Origin of the sequence: Nitratireductor aestuarii, from assembly GCF_014641695.1 — a bacterium.
Taxonomy (GTDB): domain Bacteria; phylum Pseudomonadota; class Alphaproteobacteria; order Rhizobiales; family Rhizobiaceae; genus Chelativorans; species Chelativorans aestuarii.
Map to the genome: position 1 here is coordinate 1 of NZ_BMIF01000002.1, position 16,851 is coordinate 16,851.

Consider the following 16,851-nt stretch of genomic DNA (forward strand, 5'->3'; position numbering starts at 1 on the left):
GATCACCGCGTCGATCTTGCGCAGCAGGTGATCTGCTGGAACAAGGCTCTCGAGCGTCACCATCTCGATCGCCGTCTGAACTGGAGCAGGTTTCTTCAACATGCCCCAGTGAATCAAAAACCTCCGGATAACGCCAGAGGTTTGTCAGCAGTCTGAAGGGGCCCGCGAGGCCCCTTCAGACTGCTGTAGCTACCGGATGCCCAGATCAGGCGGCAGCTTCTGCTGATTCCACCGCAGCGGCGAAGTCCGTGAAGAACTTGTCCGACAGCTTCTTGGCAACGCCGTCGATGAGGCGCGAACCGAGCTGGGCGATCTTGCCGCCGATATCAGCTTCGACGTCATAGGCGAGACGGGTGCTGTCGCCTTCCGGCGTCAGCTGCACGCGCGCGCCGCCCTTGGCGAAGCCGGCCATGCCGCCCTGGCCTTCGCCAACGAGACGGAAGGAGTTCGGAGCTTCAACGTCGGTGAAGCTGACGGCGCCCTTGAAGCGAGCCGAGATGGGTCCGATCTTGATGCGGACGGTGGCCGTGTATGCGCCCTCGCCGGTCTTTTCCAGTTCCTCGCAGCCGGGGATGCTGGCGCGCAGGATTTCGGGATCGTTGATTGCCTCCCAGACGCGCTCCGGACTTGCAGCAAGGACAACTTCGTTCTTGAGCGTGAATGCCATGATGCCTCTCAAAACATGTTAACTTGCGGGCCGTCAGGTCCGCTGCCTACGCGCCATTCGGACATGGGATGGAGCCAGTCGGGCGTGAGTTTGGTGCCTGCAAGCTAACCGCGCCTCGCCCGGCTAACCAGTATGCTCCTGCTTTGTGCTATAACCTTTGGCTATGTCGCTCTGTTGTCTTCATTTGTCCCGGCGATCAGGCTGTGGGATCGTGGGCGGAGGAAATCACCCATTCTGACCAACGAACAACAGGTTGTGGCGAAATGAACCGTCTGTCCGGGGAGATCAATGAGGGCCAGCTTGCTTCAGAGCAGGTGGCAAACAGCAGGGAAGCCGCAGCGCGCTCCAATTCGCGCCTGAAGGCCTTCACCGTCCTGAACCCGGAGCCGTTCCGGTCGCAGCCGGAGCTTCCGCTCGACGGGCTGCCGATCGGCGTCAAGGATCTCTATGATACGGCCCAGCTGGAAACCGCCTACGGCTCCCCGATCTACCAGGGGCATGTTCCGGCCAAGTCGGCCGCGCTTGTGGAGAAGCTCTGCGACCTCGGCGCCTATGTCGTCGGCAAGACCGTGACGACGGAGTTTGCATGGCGGCAGGCTGGGGCGACGGTCAATCCGTATGGCACGGACCGCACGCCGGGCGGCTCGTCCAGCGGTTCAGCCGCTGCAGTGGCGGCAGGTGTCGTTCCGCTGGCGCTCGGCACGCAGACCTTCGGTTCGATCATCAGGCCTGCAGCCTTCTGCGGTATAGCCGGTTTCAAGCCGAGCTATGGCGCTCTGCCGCTAGAAAGTGTTCAGCCCCTGTCTGGTACGCTCGACCATGCCGGATATCTGGCGCAGACGATTGAGCTCATCCGCAAGGTGCATGGTCTCGTTCTGGGCGAGACTATTGCCGCACCCGAAGGCAAGACGTGGACCCTGCGCCTCGTGAAGGGGCCGTGGTGGGAAGCCGCATCGCAGGCGCAGCTGGACGTTGTGCTTGAGGTGGCCGAGTTCCTGCGCGCGCAGGGTGTTTCGGTTCTTGAGGCAGAGCTGCCGGAAACCTTCAACCGCTGCCAGGCGCTTGCGGAAACCATCCTCTTCCACGAGGCTGCCGAGGTCTACCGGCCACTCATCGACCAGCATGGTGATCTCGTCAGCGTCCATATCAAGGAGCTGGTGCAGAAAGGCGAAGAACTTCCAGAAGGTACCTATCAGCAGGCGCTTGAGGAGCGCGATGCGCTCATCGAACTGCTTGCCACCGAGATGGAAGGGTTCGACGGGATCCTGTCATTGCCGGCGCTAGGCGAGGCTCCTCTCATGAGCGAAGGAACCGGAAATCCCGGACCCTGCGTTGCGTGGACGCTGCTCGGCGTTCCCACCTCTACCCTGCCCTACAGCTTCGGTGCAGCCGGAATGCCGCTCGGCATCCAGCTTATCGGCAAGCGCGGCGCCGATTTTGCACATCTCGACCTTAGCGTGGCTGTTGAAAAGCTGCTCGTCACCAAGTCTCACCGCAGGCCGGTGGCACGGAAGTTTGCGTAGTGGTGCCAAGACCCTCATGCTGAGCTTGTCGAAGCACGAGGGCTCCAGATCCGCTCATCTACCGCCGCGTGGTTCGACAAGCTCACCATGAGGCGGTTGGGCCTTGGACGAGCTTAACGCCCGCGTTCTTTCGGGACAGGGCGAACGATGATCTCACCGCGTTCCTGATAAAGCGGACCGCCGATGCGGCCCATCGGGTTATAGAGCCCTGGGTCAATCCGGTCCTTGGCCCAGACCGCCGAATCTACGTGGAAACAGGTGACGGTGCCGATGATCAGACGGTGGTCGTCTTGATCGCCAACCGTAATGATCCGGTCCAGCCTGCACTCCATCGCTGCGGCAACGCCTGCCACACGGGGCGTCTCGATCGTTGAGGACGGCGCGAGCTTGATCCCCAGCAGCTCGGCCTCGCTCTCACTGCGCTCGTATTCGAAGGCGCTGTCCACCATCGGGGCGAGCACATCAGGCGTGACGGAATTTACGGTAAATTCGCCACGCGCTTCGATGTTGGCAACCGTATCCTTCAGCTGTTCGCCTCCGGGGCCAACGCTGAACAGCACCTTCGCCGGGTTATAGCTGATGAAGGTATAGCTGCTGAATGGCGCGAGATTGACCGCGCCTTCAGGATTGAGGCTCGTCACCCAGGCGATGGGTCGCGGCGTGACGATGGCCGAGATCAACTTGTAGCGCTGATTCTCATCGAGCGTATCGCTCTGAAATTGAAGCATGTGGCCCCTCCCCGCCGGAAACGTGACTGCCTCAGAGCGAAGCAGCCACCTTTTCAGCGGCCATGATGATCGGGGCGTTGATATTGCCGCCGATCGGAGCGGGGAAGATGGAGGCGTCGACGACGCGAAGACCTTCCACGCCGTAAACGCGGCACTGGTTGTCGACCACGTCACCAGCGTCTCCGTCCTTGCCCATGCGGCAGGTGCCGGAGGGGTGGAAGGAGAGCGAAACGATCGAGCGGATGTATGCGTCGATCTCGGCATCGGTCTTGACGGCAGCGCCGGGTCCGATTTCCTCTGCGTGCTCGGCGAGAACCGACTGGCGGCCTACTTCGCGGAAGAGCTTGACGCCCTCGCGCATGCGCCGGATGTCGGAATCGGTGTTCAGCACCGCCTCGTCGATGACCGGATCGTCCTTATGGGATGCCGAGCGCAGGGTGACGGAACCACGGCCTTCCGGACGGCACATGACCACGCGGGTCATGAAGCGATCCTGATAGGGTTTTACGAAGGGCGAGAGGTGCGGATGGGCATCCATCGGCGCGCCGACGAACAGCAGCTGCAAGTCAGGGATTTCCTGCTCCGGCGTGCTCTTCACAAACGCGGTGATGCCGCCCGGCAGCTTGGATGCAAAGCCCTCGCCCGTGAGGTAGGCGCGGGTGAAGCCGAGCGCCGCCTTGTCCGCACGCATGTTGGCGTGGAAGGGGCCGGGCTTCTTGCGCTTGTAGATGATCGACGTGCCGTAGTGGTCGTGCATGTTCTTGCCGACGCCGGGGAGCGCGACTTCGCACTTTATGCCATGCTTTGCGAGCTCCACCGGGTCGCCGATGCCCGAGAGCATCAGGAGCTGCGGGGAGTTGAACGCGCCAGCGCTGATGATGACTTCGCTGCGGGCAGCGGCAAAATACTGCTTGCCGCCATGTTCATATTCCACGCCTGCGGCACGCCCGTTTTCCAGACGCACGCGTGCAGTGAGCGCACGCGTAAGAACCGTCAGGTTCTTCCGCTTCATGGCCGGGCGAATGTAGCCGCGATAGGTCGAGTTGCGGCGACCCTTGCGCAGCGTCAGCTGCATGCGGCCGAAGCCTTCCTGCTTCTCGCCGTTATAGTCGTCGGTCCAGCCGTGGCCTGCATCCTGCGACGCCTGGGCATAGGCGTCCATCAACGGATCGGCGTAGTCCGACGTGATCGTGCTGATCGGTCCGCCTGCGCCACGATACTTTGAGGCACCGCCTTCCCAGTCTTCCTGCTTGCGGAAGTAGGGCAGCACGTCCTCGTAGCCCCAGCCTTCGAGGCCAGCTTCAGCCATGCGGTCGAAATCGGCGCGATGGCCGCGCACATAGGCCATGGTGTTGATGGAGGAGGTTCCGCCCAGCACCTTGCCGCGCGGGCAATCGAGAACCCGGCCGCCGAGAGCCGCGATCGGCTCACTGCGGTAATTCCAGTTGTGCATACCCAGACGGATGAGCATGCCCCAGCCGATCGGTACGTGGATCAACGGGTTGTAGTCCCCGCCACCGGCTTCCAACAGCAGTACGGAGCGATCGGGATTTTCGGAAAGCCGGGCTGCCAACGCACAGCCGGCAGAGCCTGCGCCCACGACGATGAAGTCGAAGGATTGGTTGATCATTGCGATACTCCGACACGATGGAACGGCGCCAGAGCCCAACCAGCATGGCGTGCTGGGAGCTCAGCCATGCTGTCTTGGGTACAATCCCGGTTGGGGGATGAGTAGGTAAGATATGTCGATAGCTATTCGCTTCGGTTATGCACCGCACATCCGACTTTCGCCATGCGACATGATCTGCGGCACCTACTTCCGCAGCATGTTCATCTCGATACAGACGGTATTGATGCTGCGCAGCAGCGCCTTGGTGGCCTCGGTCAGCTCGATTTCCACCGCATGCACCAGACCCAGCGGACGCGCAAGGTTCGGCAGCAGATTGTGTGAAGAAACGCGCTCCAGCGGAATGTGCCGCAGGTTGCCGTTCGCGGAATTCATCTCGGCCGAATAGGACGGCATGATGCCGATGAAGTCCGTCTTGCGGGCAACTTCGCGCAGGAACACCATGGAGTTGCTCTCGATCGGACGGGTCTTGACCTCGATCCCTTCCTGAGCAGCGAGCTTGCACACGCTTTCCCATAGCGGGAGTGCATCCTCGAGCATGACCCAGCGGGAGCTCAGCAGATCCTGCAGCGAGATTTCCTTTTGCTGCAGCAGTTGGTGTCCGGTCCGCACTACCAGCGAGAAATTGTCGTCAAAGAGCTTCTGAACCTTGAGGTCCGGGCCTTTTGTACGCTCATCCAGAACCGTGAAGAGCAGGTCAAGGTCACCGCGATGCAGGTCGACGAGCAGCTCCGAGATCGTGCCGCTGCGGACGCGCACGCGCAGGTCCGGGCGCTTCAACGCGATGCGCATGACGGCCTTGGGGATGATCTGATCGAGAATACCGGGGCCAGGTGTAACACCGAGCGAGACGGAGCCTGTGAGCTTTCCCTTTATATGTTCAAGATCGTCGTTGGCACGGCGGAGTTCTGCGGTTACAGACCGTGCGCGACGGTAGAAGGTTTCGCCGAAAATGGTCAGCTTCACGCCGCGCGGGCCGCGATCAAGGAGGCGAACACCAAGCTGCTCTTCCAGAAGTCTAAGGCTCTTGCTGAGGGCGGGCTGAGAGACATTGAGCCTTTTTGAGGTCCTGCTCAGGCTGCCACTTTCAACGACGTCGACAAATCGCTCCAGTTGTTTTTGATCCAACGCAATATTCCCATTGGTAATGACTCAAACAACTTCTGAACTGGATAGCTATCATTTGCAAGCCTACTCATGATGGTCGCTATTGGTACCCTAAACGGCAGCGGCGAAACGGTTCCGCGCCGGCTAAAGGAGGAAATGCATGATCAGATTGCCCATCAGCCACGACAGCGCAGCAGACATTATCCCCATCTTCCGCGAGGGATTGAAGCAGTCGAACGTGCGTGCTGGTGAGAAGGTTGTCGTCTATGCCGACAGCTTCTCCAACCCCGTCTACGCACCTGCCTTCGTCGCTGCCGCGCGTGACCTTGGTGCAGAGGCGTTCTCCTTCATCCAGCCGCTCATCAACGCCGATGCCAGCAACAGGCTTGGCCGCGCAAACCCGCAGCCGCTGATGATCGAACTGATGAAGCTGGCGGATTTCGTCGTCGACGTCACGACGGGCGGAATGCTCTATTCCAACGACCACGAGGCTATCCTTGCCACGGGTACCCGCATCCTGCGCGTTCACGAGCCGGAAGACATCCTGCTCCGCCTGATGCCGAGCCAGACGATCAAGGATCGCGCCGAGCGCGGTGTTGCCCGCTATCAGAATGCCAAGGTGGTTCACCTCACCTCCAAGGACGGCACCGACCTCGTCATGCAGAAGGGCTCGCGCCTGGCCTCCAACCAGTACGGCATGGCTGACACCGTCGGCCGCTGGGATCACTGGGGCACCGGCCTCGTCTGCACCACCGTTGAGGAAGAGACCGTTGAAGGCGTTCTCGTTCTTTCGCCGGGCGACGTGCTGTTCCCGTTCGAGCGCTACGTGACGCAGCCGCTGAAGATCTATTTCGAAAAGGGAATAGCTCAGCGCTTCGAGGGTGGCCGTGAAGCCGTGATGCTTGAGCACCTCATCGTCAACCGTGGTGACGAGGGCGCACGCCGTCTGTCGCACGTTGGCTGGGGCGTTGAGGACCGTGGCGCCTGGGATACGCTTTCCATGCGCAACTGGGACAAGGCCGGCGGCGTCGAGACGCGCTCCTGCTACGGCAACGTGCTGCTCGCAATCGGTGAGAACCGCGACCTGATGGGCCAGAACGCCTCCCGCCTGCACATTGACATGGCCTTCCGCCAGACCCGCCTTGAGCTGGATGGCGAGCCGATCGTCGACTGCTGCAAGTTCCTCGACCAGTCTGTGGCTTAAATCAGATGACCATTGGCGCACGCATTCCGAGAGTAGAGGACGCTCGCTTCCTGCGTGGCGAAGGACGCTACGTAGCTGATCTCGCCATGCCCTTCATGGTGGAAGCCTACGTTCTGCGCAGCCCCTACCCGCACGCGATCATCCGCTCCATAGATGCCAGTGAGGCGTTGAAGCTTGAAGGTGTCGAGGCGGTTTTCACCGCCGCGGACGTTCCGGCTGATCTGGGTCCGATCGTCTGTCGCATCCCGACGCATGGCGATCTCAGCCCTTATCTGCAGCATCCTCTCGCTCAGGATCGTGTGCGCTATGTGGGCGAACCGATTGCAGTCATCGTCGCGAAGAGCCGCGCCATCTGTGAGGATGCCGCGGAACTCGTCGAGATCGACTTCGATCCGCTTCCCGCAATTACCAGCCCTTACCGCGCAATCGAGCCCAATGCCGAGCCAATTCATGAGGCTGGCAATCTGGCGGGCGACTGGGGCTTTGACCTCGGCAACGTCGAAGAGGCGTTGAAGAGCGCGGCCTATACCGTTCAGGAAAGCTTCTCCGTTCAGCGTCACACGGCAATGCCGATGGAAACGCGCGGTCTGCTTGCCTCTTACGATCGCGGACGCAACCTTCTCGAAGTTCATGGTGCGACCAAGGTCGTCCATACCAACCGCAACATGCTGGCAGGCATGCTCGGCATGAGCGAGCAGGATATCCGCCTGGTGGAACCGGACGTCGGCGGCAGCTTCGGCGCGCGCGGCGAGTTCTACCCGGAAGACTTCCTCATTCCCTTTGCAGCGAAGCGCCTGTGCAAGCCGGTGCGCTGGATCGAAGACCGCGTTGAGCACTTCGGCGCGATCAACCATTCGCGAGACAGCGACTTCGTGGTGACCGTCGCCGCTGACGAGAACGGCATCATCACCGCCTTCGACGTGAAGCTGGTAACCGACATGGGCGGATATATCCGCACCCATGGCGACGTTGTTCCGTCGCATGCCGCAGCCTGCTTCCCCGGACCGTACAAGGTGCGCAACTACCGCATCAACACCAAGACGGTCATGACGAACAAGACGCCGACGGGCACCTACCGCGCCCCCGGCATGTTCGAGGCAAACTTCGCCCGCGAGCGCGCCATTGATCGCCTCGCCGACAAGATGGGCCTGGAGCGGGCAGAGTTGCGCCGTCGCAACCTGATCCCGGCCGAGATGATGCCCTGGCACGTCGGCACGGAAAGCGTGAAGCGTCCGACCATCTTTGATAGCGGCGACTATCCGGCTGTCTTCGAGAAGGCGCTTGCCGGTTATGGCTGGGACGCTCCGTTCGAACGCGAGGAAAATGGCTGGCTGCGCGGACGCGGGCTGTGCGCCTTCGTCGAGCCTTCGGGTCTCGGCGCTTTCGAAGGTGTTCGCCTCGAAGTGGACCAGCGCGGCAACGTGACGATCTTCAGCGGCTCCAGCAACCAGGGCCAGGGTCACGAGACGGTGCTGGCGCAGATCGTCAGCAGCATCATTGATGTACCCGTCGAGAAGATTGCCGTACGCCATGGCGACACGGGCATCATCACCTTCGGTGGTGGCACCTACGCCAGCCGCACGGCGGTGCTGTGTGGTGAGGCTCTCTACAATGCCTCGCACGGAATCCGCGACAAGGCACTCAAGACGGCGAGCGCGAAGTTCAACATTCCTGTCGAGGAGCTTGAACTGCGCGAAGGCGCTGTCTGGCAGGCAGGCAAGAACGAGCCACTGATCACGCTTGGCGGGATTGCACGCATTCTGATGCCGGGCAATCCTGAGTTCCTGAAGCCGCCATCCGACAAGAACATCCCGGACCACGATGGTCTCGTCGTCACGTCCTACATCCGTGGCGTTCCGGGCGGCACCTGGGCATTTGCGGTGCATATCGCAGACGTTCTGGTCGATCCCCGCACGGGCGAGACGAAGGTCGAGAAGTACTTCGTGGCCTGCGACGTTGGCCGCCAGCTCAATCCGCTGATCGTGGAAGGTCAGCTGATCGGCGGCGTCGCGCAGGGTCTGGGCGGCACGTTCCTGGAGGAGCTGACCTACTCCGAAGACGGACAGCTCACCACCGGTACCTTCGCCGACTACATGATGCCCAACGTCTACAACATGCCGCCGGTGAGCACGCTGGTTCTCGAAGACGTGAAGCCTGAAGGCAACGTGCTGGGCGTCAAGGGCGTGGGCGAGATCGGTCCTTCCGGTGTGGCTGCAGCAATCGGCAACGCGATTGCTGATGCGCTGAAGTCCAACACCGGCCTGAACATCCTGCCGTTCACGCCCGAACGGGTTCTCTCTGCTGTACCGACGGTGACAAGATGAAGCCGGCACCTTTTGAATATTTCGCCCCGCGCACACTCGACGAAGCGCTGGATCTTCTCGAAAGCGAAGGTTCAGAGGCACGGGTGATCGCAGGCGGACAGAGCCTGGTGCCGATGCTGGCGCTGCGTCTTGCCCGCCCGGAAGTCCTGATCGACCTCAACCGGATCCCCGAGCTTTCGCGCATCCGTCAGGAAGGTTCGACCATCCATATCGGAGCGATGACCCGTCAGGCTCATGCCCTGGCATCCTCGCTCGTCTTTGAACAACTGCCTCTGCTGCATTACGGGCTGCAAAACGTCGGGCATCCTCCCACCCGCGCCCGTGGCACACTTGGAGGCAGCCTCTCGCACGCCGATCCAGCCGCTGAAACACCGGCCGTGATGCTTGCCTACAAGGCCGACATGGTTCTGAAGAGCAAGCAGGGCGAGAGGATCATTCCTGCCGACGAGTTCACGCTCGGAACGTTCGACACCGCCATTGAACCGGGCGAAATCCTTGCCGAGATCCGCGTTCAGGCAAAGCCGAACGAAGGCGCAGCACTGGTCGAGCTGTCGCGTCGCAAGGGCGATTTCGCCATGGCTTCGGCAGCTGCCCGCGTGAGCCTCGCTGCGGATGGAACCTGCGCCGAAGCACACCTGATCGTCGGTGCGGTTGCTCCCGTGCCGCTTCGCTTCGATGCCGTCACGGATGCGCTCAAGGGCCAGAAGTTCTCGGAAGCCGTGGTGCGTGAAGCGCTCGAACTCATGGACCTCGAACTGTTCGAGTTCGACAACGAGGATATCAGTCTCGAGTACCGCCGCAAGATTGGTCCTGTCATGGCCGAACGCGCTCTGCTCCAGGCGTTCAAGCGGGCGGAAGGAATGCAGAAATGACGCTCCACCAGGTATCGTTCACCGTCAACGGCAAGAAAGTCTCGGTGGAAGTTGAACCCCGCCAGACCCTCGCCGATGTCCTGCGCGGCCAGCTCGGCCTCACCGGCACGCATCTCGGCTGCGAGCATGGCGTCTGCGGCGCCTGTACCATCATCGTCAACGGAGAGCCCGCCCGCGGCTGCCTGATGCTCGGCGTCCAGGCGGAAGGCGCGGAAATCCTCACCGTTGAAGGCGCGTCTCCGGATGAGGGGCTTTCGCTCATCCAGGAAGCATTGCGCGAGTTCCATGGCCTGCAGTGCGGCTTCTGCACGCCCGGCATGGTCATGGCGCTCCACCACCTCTTCTCGGTCAACACCTCCCCTACGGAGGAAGAGATCAAGGAAGCCATCTCCGGCCAGCTCTGCCGCTGCACCGGGTACCAGGGAATTGTGAACGCCGCCAAAGCCGTCGCCCAGCGACTGCAGGCTCAGCAATAATTCAAACCACCATAAACGGGAAAAAAGATGCCAATCTGCGTTAATATCAATGACATCAAGGAAGGCCAGAACGTTCTGCAGACCCGTGGTGGCGCAATGTCCACCAAGATGGTCTACGGCAACGACTGCAACATGATGATTGCAGTCCGCGGTCCGGGCTACCACTCCCACCCGCACATTCACGACGCTGAGCAGATCAACTACGTGACCGAAGGCGAAGTCTGGGTCTTCATCAACAACGACGGCTTCCTGATGAAGGCTGGCGACCTCTGCCGCATCCCGCGCAACGCCGTTCATTGGGCATGGAACCGCAGCGGCGGTGACGTGACGCTGATCGAAGTGCACGCTCCGGCCTGCGACCCGCTCGTTCGCAAGAACGCCGTTGGCCTCTACTTCGATGACGAGACCCCGGACCTTTCCACGGCAGTCGACACGCTGCGCGACGGCATCGACACCGATCCGATGGAAATCGAAGCTCGCGTTCTCGGCATGACCGTTGAAGAGCTGAAGGCCGAACTGGAAGCCGCTGCGGAGTAATTTTCCGCAGATCCGTTGCAATTCCGCCGGAAAGAGCGAGCCGCCTTCCTGCGGAATTGCACCCATACATCATCCCGTAAAGGACTAAGAATGAGCCAGAATGGTAGTAACGGCAGCGTAGCTGAGCCTCTGATGATGTATGGGGGCGCGTTCCATCCGGCCATTGGCGGCGAGACTTTTGTCTCCACCAATCCGGCCGATGGCAGCATCGTCGCCCGTATCCCCTTCGGTGGTGAAGAAGACGCTCGCCGTGCAGTGGATGCCGCTGTCGAGGCATTCCCGGGCTGGTCCGGCCTGACCGCCGCCGCCCGCGCAAAGCACCTGCATCGCGTAGCCGACCTGCTTGAAGAGCAGCGCAACGAGATCGCACTGCTCATCACGCAGGAAGAAGGCAAGCCGCAGGTTGAAGCACAGGGTGAGCTGCAGCTCTCCATCGATTCCCTGCGCTGGTATGCGGAAGAAGCACGCCGCGCCTATGGTTCCTGGATCCCTGATCCAATGCCGGGCCGCCGCTTGCTGACCGTTCGTCAGCCCGTTGGCGTCTGCGGCGCCATCATTCCGTGGAACGTGCCCTGCGCGATGATCTTCCGCAAAGCCGCTCCGGCACTCGCTGCAGGCTGCACCATGGTGCTGAAGCCTGCCGAGGCTACCTCTGCCATCGCTCTGCGCGTTGCCAAGGTATTCGTTGAGGCTGGTCTTCCAGCCGGCGTGATCAACGTCGTGACCGGCAAGGCATCCGCAATCGGCAATGTTTTCCTGAACGACGATCGCGTCCGCAAGATCTCCTTCACCGGTTCGACGGAAATCGGCCGCCTCCTGCTTCGCGGTGCTGCCGAACGCGTAAAGCGCGTTTCGATGGAGCTGGGCGGCAACGCTCCGGTCATCCTGTTCGAGGATTGCGACATCGAGGCTTCGGTCCGCGCCGTGGCTGCTCTCAAGTACCTGAATGCGGGTCAGGCCTGCATTGGTGCGAACCGCCTGTACGTCCACGAGGCAATCTACGACGAAGTTGCAGACCGTCTCGAGCAGCTTGCGACTGCCATGCAGGTCGGCGACGGCACCCAAGCTGGTATCCAGATGGGTCCGCTGGTGGATTTCAAGGCCGTCGAGAAAGTCGAAGAGCTGGTTGCCGACGCCATCCAGTGCGGCGCCAAGGTTCGCGCCGGCGGCAGCCGCATGCAGGGTCAGGCCTATGAGAACGGCTCCTTCTACGCACCGACCGTGCTGACCGACGTTCCGGCCAATGCCCGCCTTTGCCGCGAAGAAATCTTCGGACCAGTTGCAGCTCTCTACCGCTTCAGCTCGGAAGAAGAGGTTCTGCACGTCGCCAACAACGTGGAGTACGGCCTGTCGGCTTATATCTTCACGGAGAACATGGACCGCGCCATCCGCGTTGCAGAGCGCCTCGAGACCGGCATGGTCGGCGTCAACGAGATCCGCATCGGTGCTGCCGAAGCGCCGTTCGGTGGCGTCAAGGAAAGCGGCCTCGGCCGTGAAGGCGGACGTGAGGGCCTCGATGAATATCTTGAGACCAAGCTGATCGCCATGCGCGTCAAGTCGTAAGACTTACCGTAAGTTTGCCAGCATTTACGCCACCGCGATCCGCTCGCGGTGGCGTTTTCTTTTGGGGCGCTGGTGTCCGGAAAAAAAAAGCGGCGGCCTCATCGAGACCGCCGCGTCTTTGTTCGCAATGAGGAGCTGAATTACTGCTCAGCTACCACGAGGTTCTTCTGCTGGCCGAGACCTTCGATCTCGACGCGGATCGTGTCGCCCGGGTTCAGGTACTGCCCCAGATAGATGCCGTTGCCGGGGCCGGAGCCCATGGCAATGATATCGCCGGGATAGAGCGTGAAGAACTGGCTGCAGTGCGCCAGGATCCGGTCGGCGTCGAAGATGTAATCGCTGGACGGGAAGTCCTGCACCTTGCGGTCGTTGACCCAGGTGCGGATCTGAAGCGCGCTCGGATCGCCCACTTCGTCAGGCGTGACAAGCCAGGGTCCAACCGGTGCAAAAGTGTCGAACCACTTGCCGGCGAGCGCCTGACCCATGCCGCGCTCGATCTGCCAGTAGCGGTCGGTCAGATCGTTGAAAACGCAGAAGCCAGCCATCTTGCTGCGAGCTTCTGACGGATCAACGTACTTGCACTCTGTGCCGACCACGATCGCAAGCTCAGCTTCCCAATCAAGTTGCTGGCCGACCTTCGGGTAGACGATCGGGTCATAGGGGCCGCTCAACGCGCTCAGCGGCTTGAAGAAGACGGACGGCTCCTTGTGCATCCGGACGTTCATCTCTTCTGCGTGAGACTTCTCATTGAGGCCGCAGCAGATGATCTTGTTCATGCCGGTGACGCAGGGGCCAAGGCGGAGTTCATCCGCGGAACCTGCATCAGGGAGCGTGTCGATATCGAGTTCACGAAGAGCTTTGAAAGCCGCAGAAGCCAGCGTCTCGCCGCTGATGTCCGTGATGTGGCCGGAAAGATCGCGGACGCGACCATTGGCATCAATAACGCCGGGCTTTTCCTGTCCGGCCGCGCCGAACCGCACAAATTTCATGAAATCCCCTCCTAGGAATGCATTGCAGCGCCACTCCGCCGAGAAGCGCTGCATCAATCGATCAGCTGTCGATCTTGTACGGATCGAGGACGAGTTCGATCAGGACCGGTCCCTGACGGTGCTTGATGGCTTCGATCGCCACAGGCACTTCGCTGTTGTCGCGTATCTGGATGCCGGTTGCGCCCATGGAGCGGGCAACAGCCGCAAAGTCCGGCGTGAAGAGCAGCGAGGTCGTCGGATCCATCGACTTGCGCAGGAACTGGATGTGCTCGGCACCGTAACTGCCGTCGTTGCAGACGATGATGATGAGATCCAGGTTCTCGCGGATCGCCGTGCTGAGCTCGGTCAGGCCGCCCATCATGAAGCCACCGTCGCCGGCGACCAGCAGGGTCGTACGATCCGAACCAGCAATGGCTGCACCGATCGCTTCGCCCATGCCAAGGCCGATGGAGGCATAGTGCGCGCTGTAGACGAAGTTGTGCGGCTCGGTGGTGGTGAACACCTTCCACGTGGTGTGGATGAAGCGACCAAGGTCGGTGACGAGCACGCGATCCTTCGGCACAGCCGTTTCGAGGTGACGCAGCGTTGCGAGCAGGTCAACCGTGCCCGGGGTCGTTTCCGGGAGGGTCGGCAGGGTGGCGAACTCTTCAGCCTGAGCCTCGAGACGCTTGCGCAGGTTCTCGTCGGTGGCCTGCGATCCCGGGATCTCGGCCTCGTCCAGAACCTCAATGATGCGGCGGGCGGTCAGTGCCGGATCGCCTACGAACACAAGGCCCGGCTCGGTGCGGCGGGCATTCTCCTGCATGTCGCCAACGATCTGAACGATGCGCTTGCCCTTGATGTAAGCGCCGGAAACCGTCGTCAGCCAGCTGAGGCTTGCACCGAAAGCGATGATGACGTCCGACTGCATGATCGTATCGGCGCCAACCGGGTTGCTGAGGGTACCGAAAACGCCGAGGTTGAATGGCTCGCCGTGGAACAGGCCGGAAGCCTTGAGTGTCGTGGCAACCGGAGCTTCGAGGCGGCGAGCAAGATCAAGAATAGCTGCCTTGGCTTCCGGCTCGATGGCGCCACGGCCAGCCAGAACCAGCGGGCGCTTTGCCGAAGCGATCATGCCGAGCGCTTCATCGAACATCTCGCCTTCTGGGGCTACTGCGCGGATAGAAACGGCCTGACGGACCGGCGGCTTCTCGGCCGGAGCCTTTTCCCACATCAGGTCGACGCGCATGTTGAAGACGACCGGCTTGCGCTCGACGGCAGCCAGGCGGAACGCGCGGGCGAGGTCTTCCATCGCGGTGCCCGGATTGCGCATCTCGACGAAACCTGCGCCGGTTGCCTTGATCAGCTCGCGCTGGTCAACCGTCTGCAGGTGCTCAAGGTCATGGGGAGGCGTATCGCCAACGAGAACGACGAGCGGGATGCAGCCCTTCACACCTTCAACCAGCGGGGTGATGATGTTGGTCAGAGCCGGGCCATGGGTGACGGTGGCAACACCGATGTTGCCGCTCACCTGAGCGTAACCGATCGCAGCCAGGACGGACGAAGCTTCGTGGTTGCAGGCAACGTAGCGGCCCTTGCCGGCGCGGATGTAGGCATCCACCATGAACAGGTTGGCGTCGCCGACGAGACCGTAGAGATGGCTCACGCCATGCGCGACAAGGCTGTCGGCCAAAAGTTCACATACCGCCTTTTCAGTGGCTTCAGCCATCTCCAATAACCCCTATGCTGTGCGCAATTCAGAGCATTGCTTGCTCCTGTCTCACCGAGACTGGTCGCTCTGATTGCTTTTTGGTTGTGACAGCTGCGGGCGCGCTGATTGGCCGGCAGCCTCCTTCCAGCCGACCTTATCGTTTTCCTTTGTCGCATCCATAATCGAGTTGGTTCGCGCTATTACCTTTCGTGATGAAGCGCTTCGCTGTGGTTTCGTGATAGGGCGACGCACTGAGAACGCAGGGGTCGCCTGAGTCAGCCCTTATAGCACCAGCTCTTTGTTATAACTGATGTTTTTGCGGAAAAGGGTGCGCCATGAACCGCCTGATCGGGCCCTTTGAGCTGGCCAGGCTGCTATAACTTTAGGTGCTGTCTGCGCAAAAAACAGCCAGCCATTCCAATAGGTAAAGACCCTACCAACAACAGTTATGGCGCAGATCACCGGCCATCGGAAACATTGGCCTCATTGGGAAATCGAACACCGATGAGGAGGATGTCGAGATGATCAATAACAGCATTACGCGTAGAAACCTGCTTCAGGGAATGGTGGCGGGAAGCGCCGGGTTCATGTTCGGCTCGATGCCGGTCTTTGCCCAGGCTCCCGGCAAACTCGTGTTCATGGAGCCATACGACATGGCTCTTGAATATGTTCACGAACTGAACGCCATCGTTGGCGGCCACCTTGCCAAGGAAGGCATTGATGTCGAGATCGGCACGATCCGCGGCACGACGCCTGCTGTGCAGCAGGTAATCACCGGTTCGGCCTTCACCGGTCGCGTGGGTCTGATGGACGTGTTCCGCGCTGCTGCGATGCAGAGCGAACCGGTCATCTCCGCCGGCACCAGCCTGCACCACGGTGTATTCATGGTCGTTAGCCGCAAGGGCGATCCGATCATGAAGCCGGAAGACTTCAAGGGTAAGCGAGTCGGTCTTGCTGCACTTGGCGGCGGCATGGAGAACGTTCTGAACCTGATGTTGGCGGGCGCAAACGTTCCGTTCGATTCCGTCGAGCGTCAGGCTATCGGTTCGAACGCGGGCAACGTCGAAGTGCTCAAGCTGGGCCGCGTCGATGCCTATCTCGCGACCATCGAGACCTGCATCCTGCTGGAGCGTGACAACGAACCGGTCGAAATCTGGCCAGCGTCGAAGTTCGCTCCAGTACCGGGCGGCGTTCTGCTGATGACCCGCAAGTTTGCGGATGCAAACCGTGATACCGTCGTCAAGTTCATCCGTGCGATGCGTAATTCCGCTATCGAAGTGAACAGCTCGGACCAGGGTATGATCCTGGATCGAATCACGGCCAAGTTTGACATCGTTGCAAACGAAGACCGCGATTTCCGCATCGCGTCGCTGAAAGCGTATAACGATCTCGCCATTGTCAACGGCGTCGAGAACATCATGCGCAACGTGCCGGAGGCCATTGCGCTTTCTGCCGAGCTGGTGACCAAGGCAGGGATCATCGAGGTCAAGAACGTCGAAGAGCTCTACACCAACGAGTTCTTCGACGAAGCAGTCAAGGGCTAA

General features: G+C 61.0%; 14 protein-coding genes. 8 read left to right on the forward strand and 6 right to left on the reverse strand.

The window, feature by feature from the left end; translation table 11 throughout:
• Nucleotides 1-205: 205 nt before the first annotated feature.
• The gene (locus tag IEX27_RS03685) at nt 206-667 is read right to left on the reverse strand and encodes an SRPBCC family protein (protein ID WP_188719596.1); all 462 of its coding nucleotides are present in this window, start codon (nt 665-667) and stop codon (nt 206-208) included.
• A gap of 263 nt (nt 668-930) precedes the next feature.
• Between IEX27_RS03685 and IEX27_RS03690 the strand changes: the two genes are divergently transcribed.
• Entirely contained in the window at nt 931-2,190 is a 1,260-nt protein-coding gene (locus IEX27_RS03690; RefSeq protein ID WP_188719597.1) for an amidase, read from the forward strand.
• A 113-nt stretch (nt 2,191-2,303) separates the two neighbouring features.
• Here IEX27_RS03690 and IEX27_RS03695 read toward each other — a convergent pair whose 3' ends face one another.
• The 3 genes from IEX27_RS03695 to IEX27_RS03705 form a co-directional block, all read right to left on the reverse strand.
• Nucleotides 2,304-2,918, reverse strand: a complete 615-nt coding sequence (locus tag IEX27_RS03695) for a flavin reductase family protein (RefSeq protein ID WP_188719598.1) — start codon at nt 2,916-2,918, stop codon at nt 2,304-2,306.
• Between the two features lie 31 nt (nt 2,919-2,949).
• On the reverse strand, nt 2,950-4,548 hold the full coding sequence (locus IEX27_RS03700; RefSeq protein WP_188719599.1) for a GMC family oxidoreductase: 1,599 nt from the start codon (nt 4,546-4,548) through the stop codon (nt 2,950-2,952).
• Nucleotides 4,549-4,731: 183 nt separating this feature from the next.
• Entirely contained in the window at nt 4,732-5,673 is a 942-nt protein-coding gene (locus IEX27_RS03705; protein WP_188719600.1) for a LysR family transcriptional regulator, read from the reverse strand.
• Between the two features lie 139 nt (nt 5,674-5,812).
• On the opposite strand from IEX27_RS03705, the gene IEX27_RS03710 reads away from it, so the two are divergent.
• The 6 genes from IEX27_RS03710 (at nt 5,813) to IEX27_RS03735 (ending at nt 12,628) form a co-directional block, all read left to right on the forward strand.
• Nucleotides 5,813-6,856 carry a 2,5-dihydroxypyridine 5,6-dioxygenase NicX family protein gene (locus tag IEX27_RS03710; RefSeq protein ID WP_188719601.1) on the forward strand — a complete coding sequence of 348 codons (1,044 nt, stop codon included), beginning with the start codon at nt 5,813-5,815 and terminating at the stop codon, nt 6,854-6,856.
• A 5-nt stretch (nt 6,857-6,861) separates the two neighbouring features.
• A complete protein-coding gene (locus tag IEX27_RS03715) occupies nt 6,862-9,180 on the forward strand; it encodes a xanthine dehydrogenase family protein molybdopterin-binding subunit (RefSeq protein ID WP_188719602.1) in 2,319 nt (772 codons plus the stop codon).
• Entirely contained in the window at nt 9,177-10,052 is an 876-nt protein-coding gene (locus IEX27_RS03720; RefSeq protein ID WP_188719603.1) for an FAD binding domain-containing protein, read from the forward strand. Before IEX27_RS03715 ends, IEX27_RS03720 begins: the two co-directional genes overlap by 4 nt.
• Nucleotides 10,049-10,528, forward strand: a complete 480-nt coding sequence (locus IEX27_RS03725) for a (2Fe-2S)-binding protein (RefSeq protein ID WP_188719604.1) — start codon at nt 10,049-10,051, stop codon at nt 10,526-10,528. Before IEX27_RS03720 ends, IEX27_RS03725 begins: the two co-directional genes overlap by 4 nt.
• Nucleotides 10,529-10,555: 27 nt before the next feature.
• Entirely contained in the window at nt 10,556-11,065 is a 510-nt protein-coding gene (locus IEX27_RS03730; protein WP_188719605.1) for a cupin domain-containing protein, read from the forward strand.
• 90 nt (nt 11,066-11,155) lie between these two features.
• The gene (locus tag IEX27_RS03735) at nt 11,156-12,628 is read left to right on the forward strand and encodes an NAD-dependent succinate-semialdehyde dehydrogenase (protein ID WP_210315496.1); all 1,473 of its coding nucleotides are present in this window, start codon (nt 11,156-11,158) and stop codon (nt 12,626-12,628) included.
• A gap of 140 nt (nt 12,629-12,768) precedes the next feature.
• Here IEX27_RS03735 and IEX27_RS03740 read toward each other — a convergent pair whose 3' ends face one another.
• Both IEX27_RS03740 and IEX27_RS03745 read right to left on the reverse strand, forming a co-directional pair.
• Entirely contained in the window at nt 12,769-13,617 is an 849-nt protein-coding gene (locus IEX27_RS03740; RefSeq protein ID WP_188719606.1) for a fumarylacetoacetate hydrolase family protein, read from the reverse strand.
• Between the two features lie 61 nt (nt 13,618-13,678).
• Nucleotides 13,679-15,325 (reverse strand): thiamine pyrophosphate-binding protein, encoded by a 1,647-nt coding sequence (locus tag IEX27_RS03745; protein WP_188719607.1) that lies wholly within the window; start codon nt 15,323-15,325, stop codon nt 13,679-13,681.
• A gap of 503 nt (nt 15,326-15,828) precedes the next feature.
• On the opposite strand from IEX27_RS03745, the gene IEX27_RS03750 reads away from it, so the two are divergent.
• Nucleotides 15,829-16,851: an ABC transporter substrate-binding protein gene (locus IEX27_RS03750; RefSeq protein ID WP_188719608.1), complete on the forward strand. Its 1,023-nt coding sequence runs from the start codon at nt 15,829-15,831 to the stop codon at nt 16,849-16,851.